The organism is Aureimonas flava, from assembly GCF_003583935.1.
GTDB lineage: Bacteria > Pseudomonadota > Alphaproteobacteria > Rhizobiales > Rhizobiaceae > Aureimonas > Aureimonas flava.
The window spans coordinates 76,005-101,052 of the sequence record NZ_QYRN01000009.1 but is presented as its reverse complement, the minus strand read 5'-3'; the positions used below and the strand labels follow the sequence as shown (position 1 = coordinate 101,052).

Sequence of the window (25,048 nt, the reverse complement as noted above, 5' to 3'; positions counted from 1 at the left end):
AACTATCGGCGGAAGGTCCATTTCCGCAAGTGTAGACGTCTCCGAATCCAGCCTCGCTCCCGCTTAGGTTTTTAAATCCTTAATCAAATGACCTGCGGTTAACCTCTCGTTAAGCCGCCCGGTCGTGAACTGAGGCAGAGCGGTCGCGCCCGCAGGCAGGCGGCGGGCAGCGGAAGGAGCGGTGAAATGTCCCAGAACGAAGCCAAGGTCAGGCATCGCCCGGAGGAGGCTCACGCGCCCTCCGACGGGTCGTTCTCCTCGCTCAGCAAGACGCTCGAAGACCTGGAGCAGCGGCTGAGCCGGCTGTCCTCGTCCAAGGCCCAGGCGGGCGCGCCGTCCGCCGAGCCCGCGGACGCCGGCGAAACCGCCGAACCGACCCCCGGCGAGAAGCTGCGTGCCGTGGCGGAAGCGCGCCGGGCGCGCCGTCCGTCGCTGACCGCGGCGGTGTCCAACGTCGCCGTGGAGCGCGCGCTCGCGTCCGAGGACGAGGCGCCGCGCCGCCGCGCCGCCGCCGGCCGCCGCATCGGCGCGATCGCGGCCGAGGTCGAGCAGCTCCAGCTTCAGAACGCCTCGATCGCGCTGATCAAGGATCTGGCCGCCGAACTGACGCTCCTGCGCGGCGACATCCAGAATCGCGTCGGCGTCGACACCGACGCGCGGATCCGGGAGCTCCAGGCATCGTTCGGCGAACTCAAGCAGATGGTCGCCGAGCGCGACGCGCCCGAGCGCATCGGTGCCGAGATCTACGAGATCATGGAGTCGCTGACCGAGCTGACCGCCGGCACGGCGGACCAGGCCTCCCTGGAGGCGCTGCGCGGCGATCTCGACGCCGTGGCGGCCATGGTGGGGCAGATGGCCCGCGAGGAATCGCTGGAGGCCGTGAAGAGCCGCTGGGACGCCTTCGAGACCCGGATCGCCGAGCACGTGGCGCTGGATGCCGAGGCCAAGCGCAACCTGAAGGTCGAGCTGGAGCGCCTGCGCACCTCGCTCCGCTCGCTCGCCACCGAGGATCAGGTCCTCGCGGTCCAGCAGCGGTGGGAGGAGTTCGAGGCGCGCTATCTCGACACCGCCCGCGTCCAGGCCGAGGAATCCGTCGCCAAGGTGCTGCGCGGCGAGCTCGACGGCCTGCGCCGGAAGTTGGACGACATCGTCGCCGAGAACGGCGCGGAGGCGATGGATGCCCGATTCGAGGCGCTGGCGGAGCGGCTGAACGCCTCCGAGCTGGAGGCCGGCGTCGAGCGCCTGGCCGGACGCATGCACGAGATCGAGCGCGCCCTGGTGCGCATGCCCGAGTTCCTGCAGATCGATCAGCTCGAGGCGCGCGTCGCGTCGCTCGCCGAGGGGATCGAGACGCTGACCCGCGAGGTCCGCGAGCCGGACCTGTCGCAGTTCGTCCTTCTGGAAGAGCGGCTGGAGGAGATTTCCGCGACGCTCGCGAACGCCGCGAAGCGCGGCGTCGGCGAGATCGACATGGCGCCGGTGGAGCGCATCGAGGCGCGCGTCGCCGACCTCACGGGCCGGATCGACCGCCTGGCCGACAGCCGCAACGTGGAGGCCCTGTCGTCGCAGATCGCAGCCCTGGCCGAGCGCGTCGAGGACATGAGCGCCGCCGCACCGTCGGAGGATCTCGGCCGGCGCATCGACACCCTGGCCGAGCGCGTGGACGGCCTGTTCCGGCGCGCCGGCGGCGCGGACACGTCGGCCTTCGAGGAACGCCTTTCGGCGATCGCGCAGCGCCTGGAGGTCTCCGCCTCGGCGCGCGGGGTGGATCCCGAGGTCATCGCCGCCTTGGAAGCGCAGATCACCCGCATGACGCAGATCCTTGCCGGCGTGCCGGGCGCCCTCGCCGAGGACGCCGGCGCGGTGGGCCAGCGCCTGGACGCGATCGAGCGCCAGCTCGACGAGAACCGCGACAACGTGGTCGCGGCCGCGCGCGCGGCGGCCGAGGAGGCCGTGCGGCGCATGCAGGCGGAGGACGCGCGCCGCGAGGGCGGCTTCGTCCAGGACCTGGCGCAGGACATGCGCAATCTCGAGGCGCTGTGCCGCGAGAGCGACGAGCGCACCTTCGGCGTGTTCGACGCGGTGCATGCGACGCTGATCAAGATCGTCGAGCGCCTGACCACCATCGAGCAGGAGATGCGCGGCCACTCCGTGGAGCTGCCCGCCGCGCCCGTGCTGCGCCGGGCCGCCGTCGAGCCGATGTCGGAGGTCGTGACGGCCGACGCCCGTGGTCCGGCCGCGCCGCCGGCCGCCGAGGTCGCGCCCGCTGCCGAGATGCCGGCCTTCGCCGAGCGGGCGGCGCCGCAGGGCGCCATCGCCGAGGAGGAGGCGAGGGGGCTGCGCGCCGCCCTGCAGCGCCACATCGGCCGCCGCAACGGCAAGTCCAAGGCCGAGGCGCCCGCGTCGCCGACGCTGGCCGAGCGCATCCGCCCGACGCCCCTGATCGAGGAGCCCGTCGCCCGCGAGCCGATGGCGCAGGACCGGACGAGCGAGGATGCGGAGCCCCCCAAGAGCGCGATGCTCGCGGCGCCGGAGCTCGACCCGTCCGACAGCCTGATCTCGCGCGAGGCCAACCGCCCGCTGGAGCCCGGTTCCGGCGCGCCCGACATCGCCGCCCTGATCGAGCGCGTGCGCCAGCAGCAGCGCGGCGAGGACACGTCGCCCGAGCCGATGGCCAAGGCCGACTTCATCGCCGCCGCGCGCAAGGCCGCCCTGGCAGCCGCCGCCGAGGCGGAGGCCCTGCGCGACCGCGAGAAGCGCGGCGAGGATCTGGCCGACAAGCCGGCCTCCAACCGCCGCAAGCCCATCCTGATGGGCGTCGGCGCGGTTCTCCTGGCGCTGATGGCGGTGCCGTTCGGCATCGACCGCCTGACGTCGAAGGAGCAGCACGCGGCCGTGGTGGACGGCACGGTGGCCGCCGGAACGCCGGCGACCGCATCGCCCGAGCCGGCGATGGAGTCCGCTTCGGCCGCGCCCGCCGTGGCCCCGACGCAGCTCGCTTCCGCGTCCGCTCCGGCGGAGCCGCCCGCGGCGCAGGCCTCGGCTCTGCCCCAGACCCGGGCCGTCGAGATGCCCGAAATGGCAGCGACGACGCCGGTGGAGACGGCGAACGACGAGCCGATGCCGATGGACGCCCCGGTGGAGCCGCCGCCGGCGGTGGTCGCGGCGGCGCCCGAGGCCGCGCAGCCCGAGGCGCCGGTCGCGTCCGCGCCTGCCGCTGCCGCCGATGCGGTGGCGCTGCTGGCGTCCGCCCGCGCGCGGCTGCCTGAAGCCGCGCAGGGCGCGGTTCCGGCGCTGCCCGAGGGAGTCGCCTCCGAGGCGCTGGCCAACGCGGTCGCCGCCGAGGACCCGAAGGCCCTGTTCGAGATCGGCCTGCGCGTGATGGAAGGGCGCAACGGACCGAGCGATCCGACCGCCGCGCTCGACTGGTTCGCGCAGTCCGCCGCGCGCGGCTTCGCCCCGGCGCAGTACAGCCTCGGGACCCTGTTCGAGAAGGGCAACGGCGTGGAGCGCGACGCGGCGCTGGCGCGCGACTGGTATCTCCTGGCCGCCGAGCAGGGCAACGTGCGCGCCATGCACAATCTCGCGGTCCTCTATGCCACCGGCATCGACGGCAAGTCCGAGCCGGCGAACGCGGCGAGCTGGTTCATCAAGGCGGCCGACCACGGCATGCGCGACAGCCAGTACAATCTCGGCATCCTCTATGCCCGAGGCGCTGGCGTCGAGCAGGACCTCGCCAGCTCCTACCGCTGGTTCGGCATCGTCGCGAGGGCGGGGGACAAGGACGCCGAGGCCAAGATGCAGGAGGTCGGCAAGACCCTGTCCGCGGGGCAGCGCGGAACGCTGGACGCCGAGATCGCCGCCTGGACGGCCGAGCCGCGCGTGGAGGCCGCCAATACGGTGGACCTGCCGCCCGAGTGGTCGGAGAAGTCCGGTCGCACGGCCTCGGTCGACATGACCCGCGCCATCCGCAACGTCCAGGCGATCCTCATCAAGCTCGGCTACGATCCGGGAAGGCCCGACGGCGTGGCCGGCGCGCGCACCGAGGCGGCGATCCGCCAGTTCCAGGGCAAGGCGGGCCTCCAGGCGACCGGCAAGATCGACGAGCCGCTGATCCGCGCGCTCCTGGAGCGCAAGGACGCCTGAACGGCGCGCACATCGTTTGACTTCCGCGAGGGGTTCGGGCCATGAGGACCGGACCCCTTTTTCCGTTCCGGTGGACCAGCTCGGCGGAATCCCACACGTGACGTTCTACCTCCCGATCGCAGAGATCACCGTCAACGTCTTCGTCATCGTCGGAATGGGCGCGGCGGTGGGTTTCCTGTCCGGCATGTTCGGGGTCGGCGGCGGCTTCCTCATCACCCCGCTTCTGATCTTCTACAACATCCCGCCGGCCGTCGCGGTCGCCACCGGCGCGAACCAGGTGATCGCGGCCTCGTTCTCGGGCGCGCTCGCCCACTACAAGCGCGGCACGGTGGACCTGAAGCTCGCGGGCATGCTGATCGGGGGCGGCGTGGTCGGCTCGGTGGTGGGCGTCGGCGTCTACACGCTGCTGCGCCGCATCGGCCAGCTCGATCTCGCCGTGTCCATGCTCTACGTCGTGATGCTCGGCACGGTCGGCATCCTGATGATGAACGAGAGCCTGCGCGCCATGCGCCGGGTGCGCGGCGGCGGCTCGGGCGAGGTGCTGCGCCGCTCGGGCCATCATAGCTGGGTCCACCGCCTGCCGTTCAAGACCCGCTTCAAGCGGTCCAAGCTCTACGTCTCGCTGGTGCCGGTGCTGGGGCTCGGCTTCGTGATCGGGCTTCTCGGCTCGGTGATGGGCGTGGGCGGCGGCTTCATCATGGTGCCGGCCATGATCTATCTCCTGCGCGTGCCGACCAGCGTCGTGATCGGCACCTCGCTGGTCCAGATCATGGTGACGGCGGCGGCCACCACCGTGCTCCAGGCGGCGACCAACGAGACGGTGGACGTGGTGCTCGCCTTTCTCCTGATGATCGGCGGCGTGATCGGGGCGCAGTTCGGCGCGGAGGCCGGCCGCAAGCTGCGCGGCGAGCAGCTCCGCGCGCTGCTCGCGCTCATGGTGCTGGCGGTGGCGGGTCGGCTCTTCGTGGAGCTCGTGGTTCCACCGGCCGAGCCCTACTCCATCACCCTGCCGAGCGGGGAAAGCGGGTGAGGCGCCTTCGAGCCTCCTTGTGCGGGGCGCTTCTGGCGCTGCTGCCCGCCGTCGCCGGCGCGCAGACCGCGCCCGCGCCGCTCGCCGAGACCTTCGAGATCGGCCTGTCCACCGAGACGATCTCGGTGGGCACCAATTTCGGCGGCTCGCGCCTCGTGGTGTTCGGGGCGCTCGACAACGCCGACCAGCGCCTCCTGCGCCAGGGGCGCTACGACATCGTGGTGATCCTGGAGGGGCCACGGCGCGACATCGTGGTGCGCGAGAAGGAGCGCACGCTGGGCATCTGGATCAACCGGGGGGCCGAGCGCTTCAACGCCGTGCCGAGTTCCTACACGCTGGTCTCGACCCGGCCGCTGCGCGACATCGCCCCCGCTACCACGCTGCGCCAGCTCGACATCGGGGTGGAGAACCTTGAGTTCGACGCGCCGAGCCTGCGCACCGTGCGACCGGAGCGCAAGGCGGAGTTCTCCGAGGCGGTGAAGCGGCTCGGCGAGCAGGGCCGGGCGTTCAGCCAGTCCAGCGGCGGCATCGAGTTCGTCAGCGCGACGCTGTTCCGCGCCAACCTCCAGCTTTCCGGCGACCTGCCCGTGGGGCGCCATGTCGCGCGGGCCATCCTGTTCCGCGAAGGCGTCTTCGTGCGCGAACGATCGGAGGATCTGTGGGTGGTCAAGACGGGTATCGAGAGCCAGATATCCCGCTTCGCGGCGACCGACGGCTTCTTCTACGGATTGCTGGCGGTCGCGATCGCGGTGTTCACCGGCTGGTTCGGCCGGCTTGTCTTCAAACGGGACTGATCGAAAATGTACGACGACGCTTCCTCCGCCCCGCCGCGCAGCCGGGCCGAGCAGATGGTTCGCGCGGCCTGGATCCTGGGTTTGGGCGGCCTCATTCCGTTTGTCGTCGGCGCCTGGATGATCGTCACCGGGTCGGAGGTCATCCCGCTGCCGGACCTGCCCTTCGTGGTGCTGTCCTACGGCGCGATCATCCTGTCGTTCCTGGGCGGCATCCGCTGGGGCGCCGCGCTGAACGAGCCGGGCCGGCAGAGCCCGACTGCGCTGGCGCAATCCGTGATCCCGGCGGTGGGCGCCTGGGTCTGCGTGCTCCTACCTTCGCCCTGGTCCTTCGTGGGCCTCGCCGTCGCCTTCGTGCTCCAGGGCCTTTGGGACGTCGCGGCGATCCGGGCCGGGCGCATCGCGACGCCCTGGTTCGCGCCGCTGCGCGTGGTCCTGACGGTGGGCGCCGTCCTGTCTCTGGCGGTGATCGCCTACGCCTCGGCCCAGCCGGTCGCCTACTGAGGCCGGGCCGCCGTCAGCCCCGGCTGAGCGCGGCGAAGGGGATCGGGTAGATCCGCGCCGCGCCGATCACGTAGGCCCGCGCGTCGGCCGCCCGGAACAGGCCGGCGAAGGCCGGGTCGAGCACGTTGAGCCCGCCGGTGGTCACGCCGAAGGACGGCATCACCATGCGCGCGCCGTCGCTCGCGAAGCACGCGCCGCGCACGCTGCGCCCGTTGCCGCTGACGCGCGCCGCCGGGTGGAGGTGGCCGGCGACCTCGCCGGGCCGCTCGCCCGCCGTCGGCTCGTGGCGGAAGTGCCAGGACCCGATCGATACCTCGGCCGCGCACAGGCCGCCGAGGCCGGCGGGCGGCTCGGGGTCGTGGTTGCCCTCGATCCAGATCCAGTCCCGCCCGGCCATCGCCGCCTTCAGCCGCGCGCGCGGGGCGTCGGGCATCAGGCCGGCGCCGTGCCGGTCGTGGAAGCTGTCGCCGAGCGCCACCACCACATGCGGCTGGTAGCGGTCGAGCGCCGCCTCCAGGAGCAGGAGCGTCGCGTCCGTGTCGTAGGGCGGCAGGAACATGCCGCGCCGGGCGAAGGCCGCCCCCTTTTCGAGATGGAGATCGGAGACCACCAGGAGCCGCTCGGACGGCGCGAACAGGACCCCGGACGGATCGCACACCACGGCGCCGCCGTTCAGGGTCGTCTCCAGCCCCGGCGCCTCGCCCTGCCGCATCCTTCGGTGGATCATGTTCATGCGCGTGGCGTCCGGGACCTTTTGCGTGTTCTCGAAGCGTTCTTCGAATCCAGAATCGGGGCGAAGGCAAGGCGGTGCGACGATCGGCACTTGATTCTCGCGCCCGTGCAAGACATGAAGAGGGCGCACAAGGACCCGGCCTGCCGGGTGGCTATGCCGGGCGCCTATCCCTCGGCCAATCCAGACGACGTTCAGACAGCATGCGACCGCGCTTCCCGTTGGAGCCGCGAACGTCGTCGAGATCCTCGTTGTTTTCCCCTATGTTCTCGACCGAAAATCTCCGGGCCGATTGGCTCGGCAACGTCCGCGCGGACCTGCTCTCGGGCATCGTGGTCGCGCTGGCGCTGATCCCTGAAGCCATCGCCTTCTCCATCATCGCGGGCGTCGATCCGCAGGTGGGGCTCTACGCGTCCTTCTCCATCGCCGTCCTCACCGCCATCTTCGGCGGCCGGCCCGGCATGATCTCGGCGGCCACGGCCGCCACCGCCGTGCTGATGGTGACGCTGGTGCGCGACCACGGGCTCCAGTACCTCTTCGCCGCGACGGTGCTCGCGGGCGTCGTGCAGATGGCGGCGGGCTTCCTGCGGCTCGGCGATCTCATGCGCTTCGTCTCGCGCTCGGTGATGACCGGCTTCGTCAACGCGCTCGCGATCCTGATCTTCCTGGCGCAGCTTCCCGAGCTCATCGGCGTGCCGAACATGACCTACGTTCTGGTCGCCGCCGCGCTCGCCATCATCTACCTGTTCCCGCGCCTCACCAAGGCGGTGCCGTCGCCGCTGGTGGCGATCGTGGCGATCACGGCCGCCGCGCTCGTGTTCGGCATCGACGTGCGCACCGTGGGCGACATGGGCCAGCTTCCGTCGAGCTTCCCGAGCTTCTTCCTGCCGGACGTGCCCTTCAACCTCGACACCCTGATGATCATCCTGCCGTACTCGGTGGCGATCGCGCTGGTCGGCCTCCTGGAGTCGCTGATGACCGCGCAGGTGGTCGACGACATGACGGACACGGGGTCGGACAAGAACCGCGAATGCTTCGGCCAGGGCATCGCCAACTTCGCCACCGGCTTCTTCGGCGGCATGGCGGGCTGCGCGATGATCGGCCAGTCGGGCATCAACATCCGCTCCGGCGGTCGGGGCCGCCTGTCCTGCGCCTTCGCGGGCGTCGCGCTCCTGTTCCTGATCGTGGTGCTCGGCGACTGGGTCGCGGTGATCCCGATGCCGGCGCTGGTGGCGATCATGATCATGGTCTCGATCGGCACGTTCGACTGGGGCTCGCTGCGCAGCCTCGTCACCCATCCGCGCCGCTCGTCGGTGGTGATGCTGACCGTGGTTGTGATCGTGGTCTGGACCCACAACCTCGCCCTCGGCGTGTTCGCGGGCGTGCTCCTGTCGGGCCTGTTCTTCGCCTCCAAGATCGCGCAGATCTTCGCCGTCACCAGCGTCTCGACGGACGGCGGCAAGGCGCGGACCTACGTGGTGGAGGGGCAGGTCTTCTTCGCCTCGGCCGGCCGCTTCACCGAGAGCTTCGACTTCCGCGAGGCGCTGGAGCGCGTCATCATCGACGTCTCTCGCGCCCATATCTGGGACCTCACCGGCGTCGGCGCCCTGGACAAGGCGGTGCTGAAGTTCCGCAAGGCGGGCGTGGCGGTCGAGGTCGTCGGTCTCAACGCCGCCTCGCAGACCATCGTCGACAAGCTGACGATCCAGAACCGGGCGGACGCGCTGGAGCTGCCGGCCGGCCACTGAGGCCGGCGGACGCGGCATCGAGGACCCGCGGGCCTCGGCCCGCCGGTCCGTGCGACGGGATCGGCCCGGCGGGACCTGGCGCGCCGGTGCCGGCGCTCAGTCCGGCTCGGGCGCCGCGGCGGCCGCGCCGGTCAACCGGAACCGGATGCCGGCGGGATCGAAGTCGATGCGACCCTCGCCGTTGAAGTAGGACGCCACGATCCGTTCGATCAGCTTGGAGCCGAAGCCCCGGCTTTCGGGCGTGCCGACGGGCGGGCCGCCCGTTTCAGTCCAAAGGAAGCTGAACGCCCCGTCCGCCACGTCCCACGACATGGCGACGCGCCCCGTCTCGTTCGCGAGGGCGCCGTACTTGGCCGCGTTGGTCGCCAGTTCGTGGATGGCGAGGCTGAGGCCCAGCGCCTGTTGCGCCGTCAGGCCGAAGGCAGGACCCGCCCAGGTGATGCGATCCTCCGCCACCCGGTGCGGGTCGATCGCGGCCGCGACGACATCCCCGACGTCGGCTTCCGAGAAGTCGGAACGCGTCAGGATATCCTGGGCGCGACCGAGCGCGGTGAGGCGCTGGGACACCGCCAGACGGCCCGCCTCCATGCTCGCCGCCTGTCGCAGCGTCTGCGTCACCACCGCCTGGACCATCGCCAGGGTGTTCTTCATCCGGTGCGCCATCTCCTGCACCAGGACGGCCCGCGCCTCCTCGGAGGCCTTGAGGGCGGAGACGTCGCGCGACACCGACAGGATGCGCTCCGGCCGTCCGTCGCGGCCGAGGATGGGCGACACCTGCACGTCCCAGTAGCGCCGGTTGCCCTTCATCGTGTCGGCATAGCCCTGGAAGGTCGCGGAGCGCCCCGTCTGCGCCTCGGCGATGGCCTGCCGGGCCGCGAGGTTGCCGGCCTCCTGCCAGAAGTCCGGCCAGGGACAGCCGACGACGTCGTTGAAGTCCGACACTTCCATGACCTCTTGTCCGCCCTCGCTCATGAAGACGAGCCTGGCGTCGAGGTCGAGAACCTTGATGCAGTCGGTGGACGAGGACAGGACGCCCCGCATGAAGCTCTCGCTCTCGCGCAGCGCCTCGGTTGCCTGGCGCCGGGCGGTGACGTCGGCGGCGAGGCCGAACCATTCCACGATCTCGCCATCGTCGCCGAGGATGGGAACCGCGCGCGAATGGGTCCAGCCCTCGCTGCCGTCGGGCCGCCGGACGCGATGCTCCAGCTCGAACGGCTCGACGCGCTCGATCGCCCGCTCGATCGCGCGGCGGACCTCGTCGCGGTCCTCCGGAAAGAGATAGACGTCCATCCAGCGCACGCTGGGGGTGGTGGTGTCGGTGATGAAGCCGCGACCCTCCAGGCTGCGCATCTCCTGCCAGTCGGGGCTCATCGTGTAGAGGCTGTCGGAGCTCGCCGAAACGAGGGCCGCGAGGCGATCCTGGCTGGCGCGCTGGTCGGCGAGCGCCCTGTCGCGCTCGCGCTCGGCCAGGACGCGGGGCGTGGCGTCGGCGGCGACGTTCAGGAGGCCGGCCACCGCGCCGCGCTCGTCGCGCACGGGCGAGTAGGAGAAGTCCCACCACGTGTCCTCGGCGAAGCCGTTGCGCGTCATCACGAGCGGCATGGCATGGAAGGTGGTGGTCTCGCCGGCGAAGACGCGGTCCACCAGCGGGCCGATCTCGCCCCAGATCTCCGGCCAGACGGCGGCAAAGCCCATGCCCAGCGCCGAAGGATGGCGCGCGCCCAGGAACGGGGCATAGGCGTCGTTGTAGAGGAAGGTGCGATCCGGCCCCCAGGCGAGGCACATGGCGTGGCCCGAGCCCAGCATGATGTCGAGCGTGGTGCGCAGGCTCTGCGGCCACGTCTCGCGCGCGCCGAGCGGCGTCGCCGACCAGTCGTGACGGCGGATCCGCTCCGCAACGCCCGGCATCCCAAGGCCCGACGTCCCGGTGGGGCTCGCATCCGCGCCGGGATCGACCTGCATCGTCATTTCGTACCTATATCTCGAAGGCTGGACCGTCCGGGAGAATCCGCCACCAGCCGTAGGACGTTCGGTGACGCAGGGAAAGGGCAAAGCCGCCGGTTCCCCCGCTCGGGGTCGAAGCGGACGGAATCCCCGGCGAAGACGGTCCTAGCGCAGGTAGTTCGACCGGAAGTCGGTCATCTCGCCCAGCGCCTTGATGACGAGATCCTGCTCCATCGCCTCGGCCAGGAGATCGTCGCGCGCCTCGCCTTCGATGCGCTCGCGGCCGGCCTCCAGCATGATCGGGACGGCGAGGGGCGAAATCTCCTCCAGGTCCTTGTGAAGGATATGGCGCCGAATGCGCGCCAGGAGGTCGGACACGCGCCGCACGTCCAGAAGGCCGGTCGCGGCGTCGGCCCAGGTGGCGCGCAGGAGGATATGGTCGGGCTCGTGCGCGCGCAGGACGTCGTAGACGAGATCGGACGACACCGTGACCTGCCGCCCGGTCTTCTCGCGGCCGGGCTGGCGCTTCATCACCAGGCCGGCGATCACGGCGCATTGCCGGAAAGTGCGCTTCAGCAGCCAGGAGTCGGCCATCCAGGCTTCGAGGTCGTCGCCCAGCATGTCCTCGTCGAAGAGCTCCTCCAGCGACAGCTTCCCGGTGGAGATCATCTGCCCGAGGTCGGCGCGGCCCCAGATCGAGAGAGCGTAGTCGGTGGCGACGAAGCCGAGCGGCTTGGCGCGCGCACGCTCCAGCCGACGCGTCAGCAGCATGCCGAGCGTCTGGTGGGCGAGGCGCCCCTCGAACGGATAGGCGACCATGAAGAAGCGGTTGCCGTTCGGAAAGGTCTCGATCAGGAGATCGTTCGGGCCGGGGATCGCCGACTTGCGCTTCTGGATCGCCAGCCATTCGCCGACCTGGGAGGGCAGGGCGCCCCATTGTGCAGGGTCGGCGAGCATCTCGCGCACCTTGGCGGCGAGGAACGTCGTCAGCGGAAACTTCTGGCCGCCGTAGTAGGGCACCTTGGCCTCGTCGTCCCGCGTCTTGGTGACGAGGCATTCCATCTCGTGGATGCCCTCAAAGCGCAGCACCTGGCCGGAGAACAGGAACGTGTCCCCGACGGCCAGCGTCTCCAGGAAGTTCTCCTCGATCTTGCCGAGCACCGGTCCGCCGCGCGCCATGCCGCTCCGCGTCTTGGCGCGGATCAGGCGCACCAGGAGGGCTTCGGATTCGATGATGGTGCCGGCGTTCATCCGGTACTGCTGGATCACCGACGGGTGCGTCACCCGCCACGTGCCGTCTTCGGTCAGGCGGATCTTGGCGTAGCGGTCGTAGACGCGCAGCGCGTAGCCGCCGGTGGCCACGAACTCCACCACGCGGTCGAACGTGTCGCGGTCGAGCGTGCGGTAGGGTGCGGCGCCGGTCACCTCGGCGAAGAGGTCGTCGGAGCGGAAGGGCGCGGCGCAGGCCATGCCGAGCACGTGCTGGGCGAGGACGTCGAGGCAGCCCTCGCGCATCGGCGGGGAGTCCTGCGCGCCGAGATAGTTGGCGTCCAGCGCCGCCTGGCACTCCATCACCTCGAACCGGTTGGCCGGCACGAGGATGGCGCGCGAGGGCTCGTCCATCCGATGGTTGGCGCGGCCGATGCGCTGGGCGAGGCGCGAGGCGCCCTTGGGCGCGCCGACATGCACCACGAGGTCGACGTCGCCCCAGTCGATGCCGAGGTCGAGCGTCGAGGTCGCGACCACGGCCCGCAGCTCGTTGGCCGCCATGGCCGCCTCCACGCGGCGGCGCTGCGAGACGTCCAGCGAGCCGTGGTGGAGGGCGATCGGCAGCGTCTCCTCGTTGATCCGCCAGAGCTCCTGGAACAGGAGCTCGGCCTGGCTGCGCGTGTTGACGAAGAGCAGCGTGGTCCGGTGCGCCCGGATCGCCTCGTAGATCTCGGGCATCGCGTAGCGCGCCATGTGCCCCTGCCAGGGCACGCGCTCGCGCGACTTGAGGATGGTGATCTCCGGCCGCGCGCCGCCGTCCACCACGATCAGGTCGGCCATCGGGCGAGGGCGGGGCGGATCGGCGTCCGGCCCCTGCGCCACCAGCCACTCGCGCAGCTCGTCCGGGTCGCTCACGGTGGCCGAAAGGCCGATCGTGCGGATGGCCGGCCGCAGGCGGCGCAGGCGCGCGAGGCCCAGTGCCAGGAGGTGGCCGCGCTTGGAGGCGACGAGCGAATGCAGCTCGTCGAAGATCACGTAGCGCAGGTCCGAGAAGAAGCTTTCCGCGTCGGGCGCCGAGATCAGCAGCGCGAGCTGCTCGGGGGTCGTCAGCATGATGTCCGGCGGCTTCAGCTTCTGGCGCTGGCGCTTGGATTGCGAGGTGTCGCCGGTGCGCGCCTCCAGCGTGATGGGGAGGCCGATCTCCTCCACCGGCTTCTCCAGGTTGCGGCGGATGTCGGTGGCGAGCGCCTTGAGGGGGGAGATGTAGAGCGTGTGGATGCCGGGCGGGCGGGTGCCGGGCTTGCGACGGCCGCGCCGCGCCAGGTCCACCAGAGACGGCAGGAAGCCGGCCAGCGTCTTGCCCGCGCCCGTCGGCGCGATCAGCAGGACGGAGGCCCCGTTCTCGGCCCGCTGGAGCAGGTCGAGCTGGTGGGGGCGCGGCGACCAGCCCTTGTCCGCGAACCAGCGCAGGAACGGCTCCGGCAGCGCGAAGCCTGGCAGGGTGGCGGGCGGGGTGGAGAGCGGCGCTGTCACCCGAGGGAGGTAAGGCCGTCCCCGCGGTCTGCCAAGGCGTCAGACCGCGAGATAGCGGTCGGTGCGGTGGTTGATCGCGAGGAAGAGGTTCAGCACCATCGCGCCGAGGACCGAGTAGGCGACGGCGACGGGCGACACGGCCGCAAAGGCCGTGACCAGGACCAGGAGATCGACGCCGAGCTGCGTCAGCCCCGCGCGCCAGCCGAACCGGTCCTGGAGATACACGGCCAAGATGCCGACGCCGCCGGCCGAGGAGCGGTGGCGGAACAGGGCGAGGAGGCCGAAGCCGAGCATCAGCCCGCCGAGGCACGCGCCGACCAGCGGATCGACATAGGCGAAGCGCAGGGCCTCGCCGCTGAAGGCGGTCATCAGCGACAGAAGCGCGACGGCGAAGGCGGTCTTGACCGTGAAGGCGCGCCCCATGCGCCCGATCGCCAGGGCGTAGAAGGGCAGGTTGAGGACGAAGAAGGCGAGGCCGAAGTTCACGCCGAAGAGGTAGTGCACCACGAAGGCGAGACCCGCCATGCCGCCGGTGAGAAAGCCGAGCGATCCGAGGATCGCGACGCCCACGGCGGTCAGCGTGACGCCGGCCACGATTCCGAGCGCGTCCTCCCAAGGGCTGTGCCGCGTGGCCGTTGCGGCCCATGAGCCGAAGCGGTGGGCGCGGCGGACGGTGTCCCGCTCCCTCCGCTCGGACGAGGTCTCGGTGGCGCTCAAGGTCGAACTCCGTTGGCGTCGCAGCTTCGAGACTAGCGGGCCGGCCGCCCCGGACCAGCGCGCCTTTCGCATGGGAGCCATGCTCAAGCCCGGCGCGCGACGATGAGCGTGCCGGCGACCGCCTCGCCCCGGTCCCGCCGGAGGGTGCCGCCGGTCTCGGCGACCACCGCGTAGCCGGCCTCGCCGAGCATGGCATGGAGATAGGCCGGCGCGTGCGCGTAGCGCAGCGAGGGACGCAGAACGAAGGTCTCGGCCTGGTCCGCCCGCTCGGCCGAGACGGCCAGCCAGCCGCCCGGTGCCTGGAGCCGGGCCACATGGGCGAAGACGGGGCGCAGGTCGCCGAGGTAGATCAGCACGTCGGCGGCGGTGACGAGGTCGTAGGCGCCCGTCTCGAGCGGCGGCGCGGCGAGGATGTCGCCTTCCATCAGCGTGTCGTAGAGCCGCTTGCGCCGCGCCTTCTCCAGCATGCCGGCCGAGAGGTCGATCCCGTCGAGCCGCCCGCAGGCGGGGCGAAGCCGCTCGCCCATCAGCCCGGTGCCGCAGCCGAGGTCCAGCGCGGCCGCGAAGCGCGCGCCGGGCGCGGATGCCGCCAGCATCGCCATGAGTTCGTCCGGCACCCGGTAGCCGAGCCGGCGCACCAGCGCGTCCTCGAACCCGTCGGCGTACTGGTCGAAGAGGCCCGCGACGAAGGACGGCGGGGCCGCGTCGGGGACGGGTGCGGCGCCGAGCCGCGCGAGCTTCAGCCGCGCGCCGTAGGGGTCCGCGCCGTCGTCGTCGAGCGCGCGGCGAAAGGCCTCGCCGGCCGCCTGCGTGTCGCCGGCCTCGGCCAGGAGCTCCGCCCAGCGCACGCGGCCGAGCAGCCAGCCGGGCGCGCGCTCCACCGCCTGGGCCATGAGGTCGGCGGCCGCCGCCGGGTCTCCGGCCCGGGCGTAGGCCTCGGCATAGTCGGCGCGGCGGTCGGCGAGGTCGTCGCCGGATCTGTGCTGGCTGGGGCGCAAGGGCGGCATTCCGAGAAGGGCTGGCGCATATGCGGCCGCCGACCCCCCGTGCGCAAGGGCTTTCGCACCGGCGCGCAGGCCCTATCTCGCCGGGGGATGGCGCGCTTCGAAGACCTCCTCCGCCCGACGCCCGAGGGCCTCTACTGCCCGCCGGGCGATTTCCACATCGACCCCGTGCGCCCGGTCGCACGCGCGCTGGTGACCCATGGCCACGCCGACCACGCCCGGCCCGGCAACCGGACGGTGCTCGCCACGCGCCGCACGCTCGCGATCATGGCGCTGCGATACGGCGAGGATTTCTGCGAGACGCGGCAGGTCGCCGACTGGGGCGAGCGGATCACGATCGACGGCGTGACGGTGTCGTTCCACCCCGCCGGGCACGTGCTCGGCTCGGCCCAGATCCTGGTGGAATGGGGCGGCATGCGGATCGTGGCGAGCGGCGACTACAAGCGGCGCGAGGACCCGACGGCCGAGGCTTTCGAGCCGGTGCCCTGCGACGTCTTCATCACGGAGGCGACCTTTGCGCTGCCGGTGTTCCGCCACCCGGACTCGCGCGGCGAGGTGCGCAAGCTCATCGCCTCCACCCGCCAGTTTCCCGAGCGCGCGCATCTCGTGGGCGCCTATGCGCTCGGCAAGGCGCAGCGGGTGATCCGCATGCTCCGCGAGGAGGGCTACGACGCGCCGATCTTCATCCACGGCGCGCTGAAGCGGCTTTGCGACTTCTACCAGGAGGAGGGGATCGACCTCGGCGAGCTGCGGCCCGCCACGATCGCGCGCGGCAAGGACGCGGAGGGCGCGGCGAAGGGCGAATTCGCCGGGGCCGTGATCGTCGGTCCGCCCTCGGCCTTCGCCGACAAGTGGGCGCGCCGCTTTCCCGACCCGGTCTCCTGCTTCGCCTCGGGCTGGATGCGGGTGCGCGGGCGGGCCCGCCAGCGCGGCGTCGAGCTGCCGCTGATCCTTTCGGACCACTGCGACTGGGACGAGCTGGTCGAGACCATCGCCGAGATCGCGCCGCAGGAGGTCTGGGTCACGCATGGCCGCGAGGAGGCGCTGGTGCGCTGGTGCGCGCTGAAAGGCGTGCGCGCCCGCCCGCTCCACCTCGTGGGCTACGAGGACGAGGGCGACTGACCGGCCCAGGCGGCCTCCAGCGCCGCGAGGTCGAGCTTCACCATTCCCATCATCGCCTCGAAGGCGCGCTGGCGCGGCTCGCGCTCCGCGCTTCTCAGCATCTGCAGCAGCCGGTCCGGCACGACCTGCCACGACAGGCCGAAGCGGTCGTTTACCCAGCCGCAGTCCAAGGGCGCGCCGCCGTCCGCAAGCGCATCCCACAGCCGGTCCACCTCGGCCTGGTCCCGGCAGGGCACCACGAGCGAGACGGCCGGCGTGAAGCGGAAGTCCGGGCCGCCGTTCAGGGCCGAGTAGGGCTGGCCCATCAACGTGAACTCGATCATCAGGACGTCGCCTTCCGCGCGGCCGGGCGTGCCCCGCGGTGCCGGAACCACGGCGTCGATGCGCGAGCCGGGCAGGAGCGAGACGTAGAAGTCGACGGCTTCCCGTGCATTGCCGTCGAACCAGAGGCAGGGGCGCAGGGTGTCCATGCGCTCAGGCCTCGGTCCGGAGAACGGCGCCCGGAGCGGGGGCCATGAAGCGTTTCTCGCAGGTCATGATCCTCTCCTTGCATCGAGGCGGCAGGCCTCAGGCGGCGGCGGTTCCCGACGCAGCGGCCGCCGGGTCCATCCACATCACCTCCCAGATGTGGCCGTCCGGGTCCTCGTAGGAGCGGCCGTACATGAACCCGTAGTCCTGCGTCGGGGTCGGGTCGGGGGTGCCGCCGGCCTCCATCGCCTTGCGCACCTGCCCGTCCACCGCCTCGCGGCTCTCCGCCGAGACGCAGAGCAGCACCCGCGCCGTGGCGCGCGCGTCGGCGACGGGGCGGGGCGAGAACTGCATGAACTTGTCGTGGGTGAGCAGCATGACGTGGATCGCGTCCGACAGAACGATGCAGGCTGCCGTGTCGTCGGAGCACTGCGGGTTCCTGGACCCGCCCAACGCCTCGTAGAAGCGGATCGAGGCCGCGAGTTCGCGCACCGGCAGGTTGACGAAGATCATGGTCGGCATGGGGCTCCTCCCGAAGGCGCCGCACCCCCCCCCCCCCGGCGCGGCTCGGATTGACCGAGGTTGCGACGGCAAGTTATAAAAAGCAACGATGAAGTCAGATAAAATAACTAAAAATCTCCGACCGGGCACAGGGCATCACTGGTTCTACGGCGACGCATGCGCCGCCGCCCACGCGTTGGAGCTTGTCGGCGAGCGTTGGACCCTCCTGGTGATGCGCGAGCTGATGGCCGGCCCGCGCCGGTTCGGCGACCTGCGCGCCGGTCTTCCGGGGATCAGCGCCAACGTCCTGACGCAGCGGCTGGAATGGCTGGAGGAGGCGGGCGTCCTCACCCGCCGCGAGCTGCCGCCGCCGTCCGGCGCCAAGGTTTACGAGCTCACCGCCTGGGGTTACGAGGCCGAGCCGATCTTCCGCGTGGTCGGGCGCTGGGGGGCGCGCTCGCCCTTCCACGATCCGGCCGCGAGCTTCTCGGCGGCGTCGCTGATGCTGTCGATGCGCACCATGTTCGACGGCGCGCTCGCGGACGGATACGCGGGGCGCATCGGCTTGCGTCTCGGCCGCGAGACGCTGCTGGCCGAGGTGCGGGACGGGCGGATCGCGGTCGCCGCCGCGCCGCCGGAGCCGGCCGACGCCGTGCTGGCGGGCGAGCCGCGCGCCGTGGCGGCCGCGATCTACGGCGGTCAGGATCTGGAATCGCTGGAGCGCGCCGGCGCCCTGGAGATTGCGGGCGACCGCGACGCCGTCCGGCGCTTCGCGGGCTTCTTCCCCCTTCCGGACAAGGCGCCCCTGCCAGGGCGCTGAGGGGCTATTCGGCCGCTTCCAGGAAGGGCTGCGGCGCCGCCTCGTCGCTCCGGCGCCGAGGCGCCACACCGGCGTCGCGCGCGAGGTCGGCGAAGATGCCGCCCCGCGCCACCAGTTCGTCGAACGTGCCGCTTTCGACGATCGTGCCCTGGTCGAGCACGATGATCCGGTCGGCCGAGCGGATGGTGGACAGGCGATGGGCGATCACGAAGGTCGTGCGCCCCCGGCGCAGCCGCTCCAGCGCGCCCTGGAGCCGCGTCTCGGTGGCCGTGTCGAGCGCCGAGGTGGCCTCGTCCAGAACCAGGATCGGCGCGTCCTTCAGCAGCGCGCGGGCGATCGCTAGGCGCTGCCGCTCGCCCCCGGACAGGCCCGCGCCGCGCTCGCCGACCATGGCCTCGAACCCCTCGGCCCGGCGGGCCACGAACTCGGCGGCGCCCGCGAGACGAGCGGCCTCCTCGATCTCGGCCATCGTCGCCTCGGGCCGGCCGATGGCGATGTTCTCGCGGATGGTGCGACTGAAGAGGCCCGCCTCCTGGAACACCACGCCGATCGAGGCCCGCAGCGAGGTGAGCGTGACGTCGCGGATGTCCTGCCCGTCGATAGTGATGCGCCCGCTTTCGGGATCGTAGGCGCGCTGGAGGAGCGAGAGGGCGGTGGACTTGCCGGAGCCTGTGGGCCCGACGATGGCGACCGTCTCGCCGGGCCGCGCCTCGAAGTCGAGCCCGCGCACGGCGCCCGACCCCTGCGGATAGCGGAAGGTGACGTTCTCGAAGCGGACCCGCCCCTCGGTGATCGCCAGCGGCTGCGCATCGGCGCGTTCCACGACGTCGGTCCGCTCGCCGAGCACGGCGAAGAACTGCACCAGCATCGGCGCGCGCGAGAACAGGCCCATCAGGAAGCCGGTGAGCTGGTCCAGACGGGCGATCAGGAGGGTCGCGAAGCCCACGAAGGAGACGATCTCACCGACGCTGGTCTGCCCGCGCGAGGCGAGAAGGGCGCCGTACGCGAAGATCGAGACGATCGAGATGGACGAGGCGCCGCGCGTCAGCACGGCCATCACGGCCCACCAGTTGAGCACCGGATACTGGGCCGAGAGGATGCCGTCGAGCGCCGAGCGGACGGAGCCGATCTCGCGAGGCACCGCGAGGAAGCTCTGGAGCATCGGCACATTACCGAAAAGCTCGCCGACGGTGCCGGAGACACGGGTGAAGTGCCCCTCGATATGGGCCTGGCCGCCGGAGGTGCGACGCACGACCGCAAGGTTCACCAGCGTGTAGACGACGATCAGCACCCCGAGGAGCGAGGCGAGCCGCCAGTTCATCCAGAAGGCGACGGGCAGGAGCACGGCGAGCGCGACGAGGTTTCCGATCTGCTCGCGGAACAGCGGCAGCCAGAACGAGAACAGCGTGTCGACGCCCGAAACCATCACCCGCATCAGCCCGCCGGACTGCGAGCGCGCGTGGAACGAGGCCGGCAGCGCCAGGACGTGCTCGAGGAAGGTCGCCATGGCGGCAAGGCGCCGGCGGTGCATCAGCCGGTCGGCGAGGAGCGAGATCGTCATGGCCGAGAGGAACGAGACGAAGCTCGCGGCGCCCCAGAGGAGCACGAGCTGCAAGGCGTTTCCGCCCGCTAGGAGGGCGTTCACGGCATGGCCGAAGAGCACGGGCTCGGCCACCTGGATGCCGGCGACGGCCATGCCGGCCACGACGATGCCGGCGACCCGCCCGGCTTCGGGGCGCAGAAGCAGGATCGCCCGCGCATAGGCTTGGAGAGACTGGGAAGCGGCAGGCATGGGCTGGCATCCGGGAGCGCGATCCGGCCGGTGGATCGCATGCGATGAAATCGGCGCGCGGGCCTTTCCTCCGCCATTCCGTCCGAATTGGGGCAAGTGCATCTTGAAACGATCGATCGCCGCTCTAATCCCACAGTGTCACGCGAGTCCCGTGGCGAAAGGGACGCACACGAGCCGATCGCGCGGGTGCCGCAGCCGCTTCCATGGCTCGGCCTTTTCGGCTCGTCGCGCTGCCGTTCGATGGCGGGCCCGGCGCTCGTCGCGGTTCGGACCGACGCGTCGAGTTCGTGCGAGCCTGCGTCGGGTCCGCACGATCAACGCCGGTTCGCGCGGGCTGGTGCGCGATGCGGCGTGCCGGTCGTGGCTCGGGCGCGGGATGGTCGGCGTCCCGCCATCATCCGTCCATCGCCCGCCCCCGGACCGGCCGCGGGGGACGCGATGGACAGATCGCGACACGCCCGGAGCGTCGGGGCCGACTTCAGGCCGCGGACGATGACGGCGAAGGCTCGCGCATCGCATCTGGGGCGCGAAAGCACCCCTTGGATATCGAGCTCTTCGCCGTCACTCGCGCTCGAATCACCCTACGCTTCCGGCTTGGCTCTCGGCCGTCCCGTCCTTCGATGATCCCTTCGCCTCTCCGTCTCGGGGAGGCGATGATCCACGGCGGCGGACGCAGGGGTGGAGGGGGCAGGCAAGGCCTGTCCGTCTCACCCCTGGCGGGCGCGGTCTCCGAGCAGGTACGGCGCGAGGTGGCCGGCCGTGTAGGCGGCGCCGTCGGCCGAGGCGTGGAAGCCGTCGCGCGAGAAGCCGGCAGGCTCGACGCGGGGCAGGGTTGTGGCGGGCACCACGCCGCGCTCCAGGCACAGGCGGGCGCCGAGCCGCGCCAGCACGCGTTCGCGCAGCGAGAGCACCTTGGCAAGGCCCGGCGGAAGGGCCGGCACGCGCAGCATGTCGACCGGCGGCGACCAGACGATGCGCGCGTCCGGCCAGCGGGCGCGCAGCGCGTAGAGCAGGCCGCCGAAGCCGCGCTTGAAGCGCCGCGCGGTGTGGAAGTTCTTCACGTCGTTGGTGCCGATCGACAGGAGGATGTGCGTGAAGCCCTCCGCCGCGACGTTCGGCACGATGAAGTCGCGCACGTCGGCCGAGACGGCCGAATTGGAGCCGATGGCGCGCCAGCGCACGGCCTCGCCCGTGAGGGCGTGCAGCCGCTCGGCGAGGCGGGCGGCGAGCCCGTCCTCCGCCCGGTCCACCCCGACGCCGGCGGCCGAGGAATCCCCGAGCACCAGGAGGCGGATCGGCGCGTCGCCGCGCTCGTCGCCCGCCGACCCGTGGAAGGGGCCGGCGGGCGGCAGCATGCGCTCGATGCGCCGCCGGATGCCGATGCCCTGCCAGATATAGACCGGGAGCATCAGCCAGGAGAGTAGGGCCGGCCGCATGGCTCGCCGCGCTTCGGCTCAGGCCTTGAGCGCGTCGACGCCCGGCAGCGGCTTGCCTTCCATCCATTCCAGGAAGGCGCCGCCGGCCGTGGAGACGTAGGAGAACCGCTCCGACACGCTGGCCTGGTTGAGGGCGGCCACAGTATCGCCACCGCCGGCCACCGAGACGAGCTGGTGAGCGTCCGTGCGGGCGGCCGCGTGGCGCGCGGCGGCCATGGTCGCCCGGTCGAAGGGCTCGATCTCGAAGGCGCCGAGCGGGCCGTTCCAGACCAGCGTCTTCGACTTGTCGATCCATTCGGCGATGGCGCCGACCGAGGCGGGGCCGACATCGAGAATCATCGCGTCGGAGGGCACGCGGTCGACCGGCACGGTCTCGTTCGCGGCGTTGGCCTTGAACTCGCGCGCCACCACGGCATCGACCGGCAGGAGGATGGTGCAGCCGCTCGTCGCCGCAGCGGCGAGGATCGCCTTCGCGGTTTCGGCGAGGTCGTGCTCGCAGAGCGACTTGCCGACGTCCTTGCCCTGGGCGGCCAGAAACGTGTTGGCCATGCCGCCGCCGATCACCAGGCAGTCCACCTTGGTCACGAGGTTCTGGAGAAGGTCGATCTTGGTCGAGACCTTGGCCCCGCCGACGATCGCGATCACCGGCTTTTCGGGATGGCCGAGACCCTTTTCCAGGGCCTCCAGCTCGGCCTGCATGGTGCGGCCGGCATAGGAGGGCAGATGGTGGGCGAGGCCTTCGGTCGAGGCGTGGGCGCGGTGCGCGGCCGAGAAGGCGTCGTTGACGTAGACGTCGCCGAGGGAGGCGAGCTGCGACACGAAGGTCTCGTCGTTCCCCTCCTCGCCGGCGTGGAACCGCGTGTTCTCGAGGAGCAGGACGTCGCCGTCCGTCATGTTGGCGACGATGCCCTCGGCCACCGGCCCGACGCAGTCCTCGGCGAAGCCGACGGGGCGCCCGAGCTTCTCGGAGAGGATCGGCGCGATCGGCGCCAGAGACTGCGAGGGGTCCGCCTTGCCCTTCGGCCGGCCGAAATGGGCGAGCAGGACCACGCGCCCGCCCTTCTCGGAGATCTCGCGGACGGTCGGCAGGATACGCTCGATGCGCGTCGCGTCCGTCACCTTGCCGTCCTTCATCGGCACGTTGAGGTCCACGCGCACCAGGACGCGCTTGCCCTGGAGGGCGGCGTCGTCGAGCGTCTTGAACAGGGTCATCGCGTGGGCTCCGTTCCTTGGGTGGGCGCGAGCCGTGGTCAGGCGCGCCGGAAAAGCGTGGGATAGTCGGTCACGAGGCCGTCCTCGTCCACCGGAAGCTCCACCGCGAAGCTGCGGTCGACCGCTTCGTATCGATAGAGCGTGGGCGAAAGCTCGGTGTAGCGCTGCTCGTCCACCAGCGGCTCGAACGTGTCGAAGCGCACGTAGAGCATCCGAAGCTCGGTCGGACGCGCGAGCCGGCCGTTGAGGCGGCGGATGGGCAGGGTGTTGGTGAAGGGCGTGCCGGCGAGGTCGATGTCGATGCAGCCGTCGAGGTCGGCCCGGTGCGTGCCGTCCTCGCCCGTCCAGCGGCCGGGCTCCGCCTGCGCCAGCGCGAGGCGCCCGCCGCCCGCCGTCTCGACCGAGAACCGCTCGACGCGCCAGCCGGCGTCGAGGTGGATCTCGTAGAACGCGCCGTAGGGCTCGCCCCCGCGCTGCCCGATCACCGCCGAGCGGGCCGCGACGCCCGAGGGCGTCGCGGCGATGTGGAGATGCTCCAGGCCTACGCCCTCGACCGGCGTCCAGCGGACGTCGCGCGAGGGGAGGGGCCGGAAGCGCATCGCCGGTCTCAGCCGACGTTGTGAAGCGCGATGGCCGTGTCCGACATGCGGTTGGAGAAGCCCCACTCGTTGTCGTACCAGGACAGGACGCGCACGAAGTTGCCTTCCATGACCTTGGTCTGGTCCATGTGGAAGATGGACGAGTGCGGGTCGTGGTTGAAGTCGTGGCTGACGTTGGGCGCGTCGGTGAAGCCCAGGATGCCCTTCAGCTTGCCGTTCGCGGCCTCGCGCACGATGCCCTGGATCTCCTCCACCGTGGTGTTCCGCTTGGCGACGAACTTGAAGTCCACCACCGAGACGTTGGGCGTCGGCACGCGGATCGAGGTGCCGTCGAGCTTGCCCTTCAGCTCCGGCAGCACGAGGCCGACTGCCTTGGCGGCGCCGGTCGTGGTCGGGATCATCGACAGGGCCGCCGCGCGGGCGCGGTAGAGGTCCTTGTGCATCGTGTCGAGCGTCGGCTGGTCGCCGGTGTAGGAGTGGATGGTGGTCATGAAGCCATGGTCGATGCCGATGGCTTCGTTGAGCACCTTGGCGACCGGCGCCAGGCAGTTGGTGGTGCAGGAGGCGTTGGAGATGATCTTGTCGCCGGCCACCAGCGTATCGTGGTTGACGCCGAAGACGATCGTCTTCTCGCCGCCGGGCGAGCTGCTGAGCGGGCCCGAGATCAGGACCTTCTTCGCGCCGGCCTCGAGATGGGCGGAAGCCTTCGCCGGGTCGGTGAAGATGCCGGTGCACTCCATCGCCACGTCGACGCCGAGTTCCTTCCAGGGCAGGTTCTTCGGGTCGCGCTCGGCGCTGACCCGGATCGGGCCGCGGCCGACGTCGATCGTGTCGCCCGACACCTTCACCTCCCCGGGGAAGCGGCCGTGCACCGAATCGTAGCGGATCAGGTGGGCGTTGGTCTCGACCGGGCCGAGGTCGTTGATGCCCACCACTTCGATGTCGGTGCGGCCGGACTCGACGATGGCGCGCAGGACGTTGCGCCCGATGCGACCGAACCCGTTGATGGCGACGCGAACTGCCATGATCTTACTTCTCCTCAGGCGACGAGGCCGGAATGGCCCCGTCGGGAGCCGCCCGCGACGAGGGGGCGGCGGATGCGGCTCGTCCGGCCCGAGATAGGGTCCGGGCCGAGAAATGTCAGCCGAGGCACGGAGCGCGGACGGGCGCGGGGCGGGGCGCCGGTGGCCGGGCACGCCGCCGCCTCGTGGGCTCGGGTGCGCGCCGGCATGCCATCGGGTCCGCTTTCCTCCGGGATTCGGACGACGGGAAGAGGCTTCATCGTTCGGCACGGGACACATCATAGGTGCTCCGGGCCTGTCAATCGCGCGGGGGCGCGACGCGCCTTTCGCTTTCCAAATCGGGCGATCGCGCGATAAAGCAGGGAGGCCTTGAGCGAGGTGCCCGGCGAACGGGGCGCAGGCGCGATTCCTTCGAAGGAGGCAGGATGATGGATGCGGCTAGTCCGCTCGGCGATGCGACGCTTCGTCTGCAGAAGGCCCTGGAGCGCCTGGAGGACGCGGTGGACGCGCGCCTGTCGCGCGACCACGTGGTCCTGTCCGTGGAGGAGGAGGTGCAGCGGATGACCGCCGACCGGTCGCGCCTGGCGGGCGAGCTCGACACCGCGCTCACCCGAGCCCAGCGCCTGGAGACGGCCAACCGCGAGGTGTCGCGCCGCCTCGTCAACGCCATGGAGTCGATTCGCGACGTCCTGGCCGATCGCCGCTCCTGATCCCGACCAA

General features: G+C 71.3%; 20 protein-coding genes and 1 other annotated feature. Of the genes, 8 read left to right on the top strand and 12 right to left on the bottom strand.

Annotation, left to right across the window (positions count from 1 at the left end):
* Positions 1–186: 186 nt before the first annotated feature.
* The 4 genes from D3218_RS16485 (at position 187) to D3218_RS16470 (ending at position 6,471) form a co-directional block, all read left to right on the top strand.
* Positions 187–4,146, top strand: a complete 3,960-nt coding sequence (locus tag D3218_RS16485) for a peptidoglycan-binding protein (protein ID WP_119541169.1) — start codon at positions 187–189, stop codon at positions 4,144–4,146.
* A 97-nt stretch (positions 4,147–4,243) separates the two neighbouring features.
* Positions 4,244–5,176 (top strand): sulfite exporter TauE/SafE family protein, encoded by a 933-nt coding sequence (locus tag D3218_RS16480; protein WP_119541168.1) that lies wholly within the window; start codon positions 4,244–4,246, stop codon positions 5,174–5,176.
* The gene (locus D3218_RS16475) at positions 5,173–5,970 is read left to right on the top strand and encodes a TIGR02186 family protein (protein ID WP_119541167.1); all 798 of its coding nucleotides are present in this window, start codon (positions 5,173–5,175) and stop codon (positions 5,968–5,970) included. The genes D3218_RS16480 and D3218_RS16475 overlap by 4 nt, the downstream gene beginning before the upstream one ends.
* A gap of 6 nt (positions 5,971–5,976) precedes the next feature.
* Positions 5,977–6,471 (top strand): DUF3429 domain-containing protein, encoded by a 495-nt coding sequence (locus D3218_RS16470; protein ID WP_119541166.1) that lies wholly within the window; start codon positions 5,977–5,979, stop codon positions 6,469–6,471.
* Positions 6,472–6,484: 13 nt separating this feature from the next.
* On the opposite strand, the gene pdeM is transcribed toward D3218_RS16470, so the two are convergent.
* Positions 6,485–7,204, bottom strand: coding sequence for a ligase-associated DNA damage response endonuclease PdeM (gene pdeM / locus D3218_RS16465; protein ID WP_119541165.1), 720 nt, complete (start codon positions 7,202–7,204; stop codon positions 6,485–6,487).
* 128 nt (positions 7,205–7,332) lie between these two features.
* Positions 7,333–7,385, top strand: a sequence feature (sul1 is cis-regulatory element that is thought to sense ions involved in sulfur or methionine metabolism; They are found in Alphaproteobacteria).
* Positions 7,386–7,464: 79 nt separating this feature from the next.
* Here pdeM and D3218_RS16460 point away from each other — a divergent pair.
* The gene (locus D3218_RS16460; RefSeq protein WP_119541164.1) at positions 7,465–8,949 is read left to right on the top strand and encodes a SulP family inorganic anion transporter; all 1,485 of its coding nucleotides are present in this window, start codon (positions 7,465–7,467) and stop codon (positions 8,947–8,949) included.
* Between the two features lie 96 nt (positions 8,950–9,045).
* Here the strand turns inward: D3218_RS16460 and D3218_RS16455 are convergent, their stop codons facing one another.
* From D3218_RS16455 to D3218_RS16440, 4 genes are all read right to left on the bottom strand, one after another.
* On the bottom strand, positions 9,046–10,911 hold the full coding sequence (locus tag D3218_RS16455) for a PAS domain-containing protein (RefSeq protein WP_168990568.1): 1,866 nt from the start codon (positions 10,909–10,911) through the stop codon (positions 9,046–9,048).
* Between the two features lie 147 nt (positions 10,912–11,058).
* On the bottom strand, positions 11,059–13,635 hold the full coding sequence (locus D3218_RS16450; protein ID WP_168990567.1) for a ligase-associated DNA damage response DEXH box helicase: 2,577 nt from the start codon (positions 13,633–13,635) through the stop codon (positions 11,059–11,061).
* 39 nt (positions 13,636–13,674) lie between these two features.
* Complete coding sequence (locus D3218_RS16445) at positions 13,675–14,352, bottom strand: YitT family protein (protein WP_245415083.1); 678 nt, start codon at positions 14,350–14,352, stop codon at positions 13,675–13,677.
* An 83-nt stretch (positions 14,353–14,435) separates the two neighbouring features.
* On the bottom strand, positions 14,436–15,359 hold the full coding sequence (locus D3218_RS16440) for a class I SAM-dependent DNA methyltransferase (RefSeq protein ID WP_245415082.1): 924 nt from the start codon (positions 15,357–15,359) through the stop codon (positions 14,436–14,438).
* 87 nt (positions 15,360–15,446) lie between these two features.
* On the opposite strand from D3218_RS16440, the gene D3218_RS16435 reads away from it, so the two are divergent.
* Positions 15,447–16,478: a ligase-associated DNA damage response exonuclease gene (locus D3218_RS16435; RefSeq protein WP_119541160.1), complete on the top strand. Its 1,032-nt coding sequence runs from the start codon at positions 15,447–15,449 to the stop codon at positions 16,476–16,478.
* On the opposite strand, the gene D3218_RS16430 is transcribed toward D3218_RS16435, so the two are convergent.
* Together D3218_RS16430 and D3218_RS16425 are read right to left on the bottom strand one after the other, a co-directional pair.
* On the bottom strand, positions 16,457–16,948 hold the full coding sequence (locus tag D3218_RS16430; RefSeq protein WP_119541159.1) for a VOC family protein: 492 nt from the start codon (positions 16,946–16,948) through the stop codon (positions 16,457–16,459). The two genes, D3218_RS16435 and D3218_RS16430, sit on opposite strands and share 22 nt — an antisense overlap.
* Before the next feature lie 97 nt (positions 16,949–17,045).
* Positions 17,046–17,468: a VOC family protein gene (locus D3218_RS16425; RefSeq protein ID WP_119541158.1), complete on the bottom strand. Its 423-nt coding sequence runs from the start codon at positions 17,466–17,468 to the stop codon at positions 17,046–17,048.
* An 88-nt stretch (positions 17,469–17,556) separates the two neighbouring features.
* Between D3218_RS16425 and D3218_RS16420 the strand changes: the two genes are divergently transcribed.
* Complete coding sequence (locus D3218_RS16420; protein ID WP_119541157.1) at positions 17,557–18,267, top strand: winged helix-turn-helix transcriptional regulator; 711 nt, start codon at positions 17,557–17,559, stop codon at positions 18,265–18,267.
* A gap of 4 nt (positions 18,268–18,271) precedes the next feature.
* Here the strand turns inward: D3218_RS16420 and D3218_RS16415 are convergent, their stop codons facing one another.
* From D3218_RS16415 to gap, 5 genes are all read right to left on the bottom strand, one after another.
* Positions 18,272–20,059, bottom strand: a complete 1,788-nt coding sequence (locus D3218_RS16415; protein ID WP_119541156.1) for a glucan ABC transporter ATP-binding protein/ permease — start codon at positions 20,057–20,059, stop codon at positions 18,272–18,274.
* A 707-nt stretch (positions 20,060–20,766) separates the two neighbouring features.
* Positions 20,767–21,495: an SGNH/GDSL hydrolase family protein gene (locus D3218_RS16410; protein ID WP_119541155.1), complete on the bottom strand. Its 729-nt coding sequence runs from the start codon at positions 21,493–21,495 to the stop codon at positions 20,767–20,769.
* Between the two features lie 18 nt (positions 21,496–21,513).
* Positions 21,514–22,707, bottom strand: coding sequence for a phosphoglycerate kinase (locus D3218_RS16405; RefSeq protein WP_119541154.1), 1,194 nt, complete (start codon positions 22,705–22,707; stop codon positions 21,514–21,516).
* Between the two features lie 38 nt (positions 22,708–22,745).
* Positions 22,746–23,306 (bottom strand): putative glycolipid-binding domain-containing protein, encoded by a 561-nt coding sequence (locus tag D3218_RS16400; RefSeq protein WP_119541153.1) that lies wholly within the window; start codon positions 23,304–23,306, stop codon positions 22,746–22,748.
* Between the two features lie 8 nt (positions 23,307–23,314).
* The gene (gap, locus tag D3218_RS16395) at positions 23,315–24,331 is read right to left on the bottom strand and encodes a type I glyceraldehyde-3-phosphate dehydrogenase (RefSeq protein WP_119541152.1); all 1,017 of its coding nucleotides are present in this window, start codon (positions 24,329–24,331) and stop codon (positions 23,315–23,317) included.
* 425 nt (positions 24,332–24,756) lie between these two features.
* On the opposite strand from gap, the gene D3218_RS16390 reads away from it, so the two are divergent.
* Positions 24,757–25,038 (top strand): DUF4164 domain-containing protein, encoded by a 282-nt coding sequence (locus D3218_RS16390; RefSeq protein ID WP_119541244.1) that lies wholly within the window; start codon positions 24,757–24,759, stop codon positions 25,036–25,038.
* The last annotated feature ends 10 nt before the right edge of the window (positions 25,039–25,048 follow it).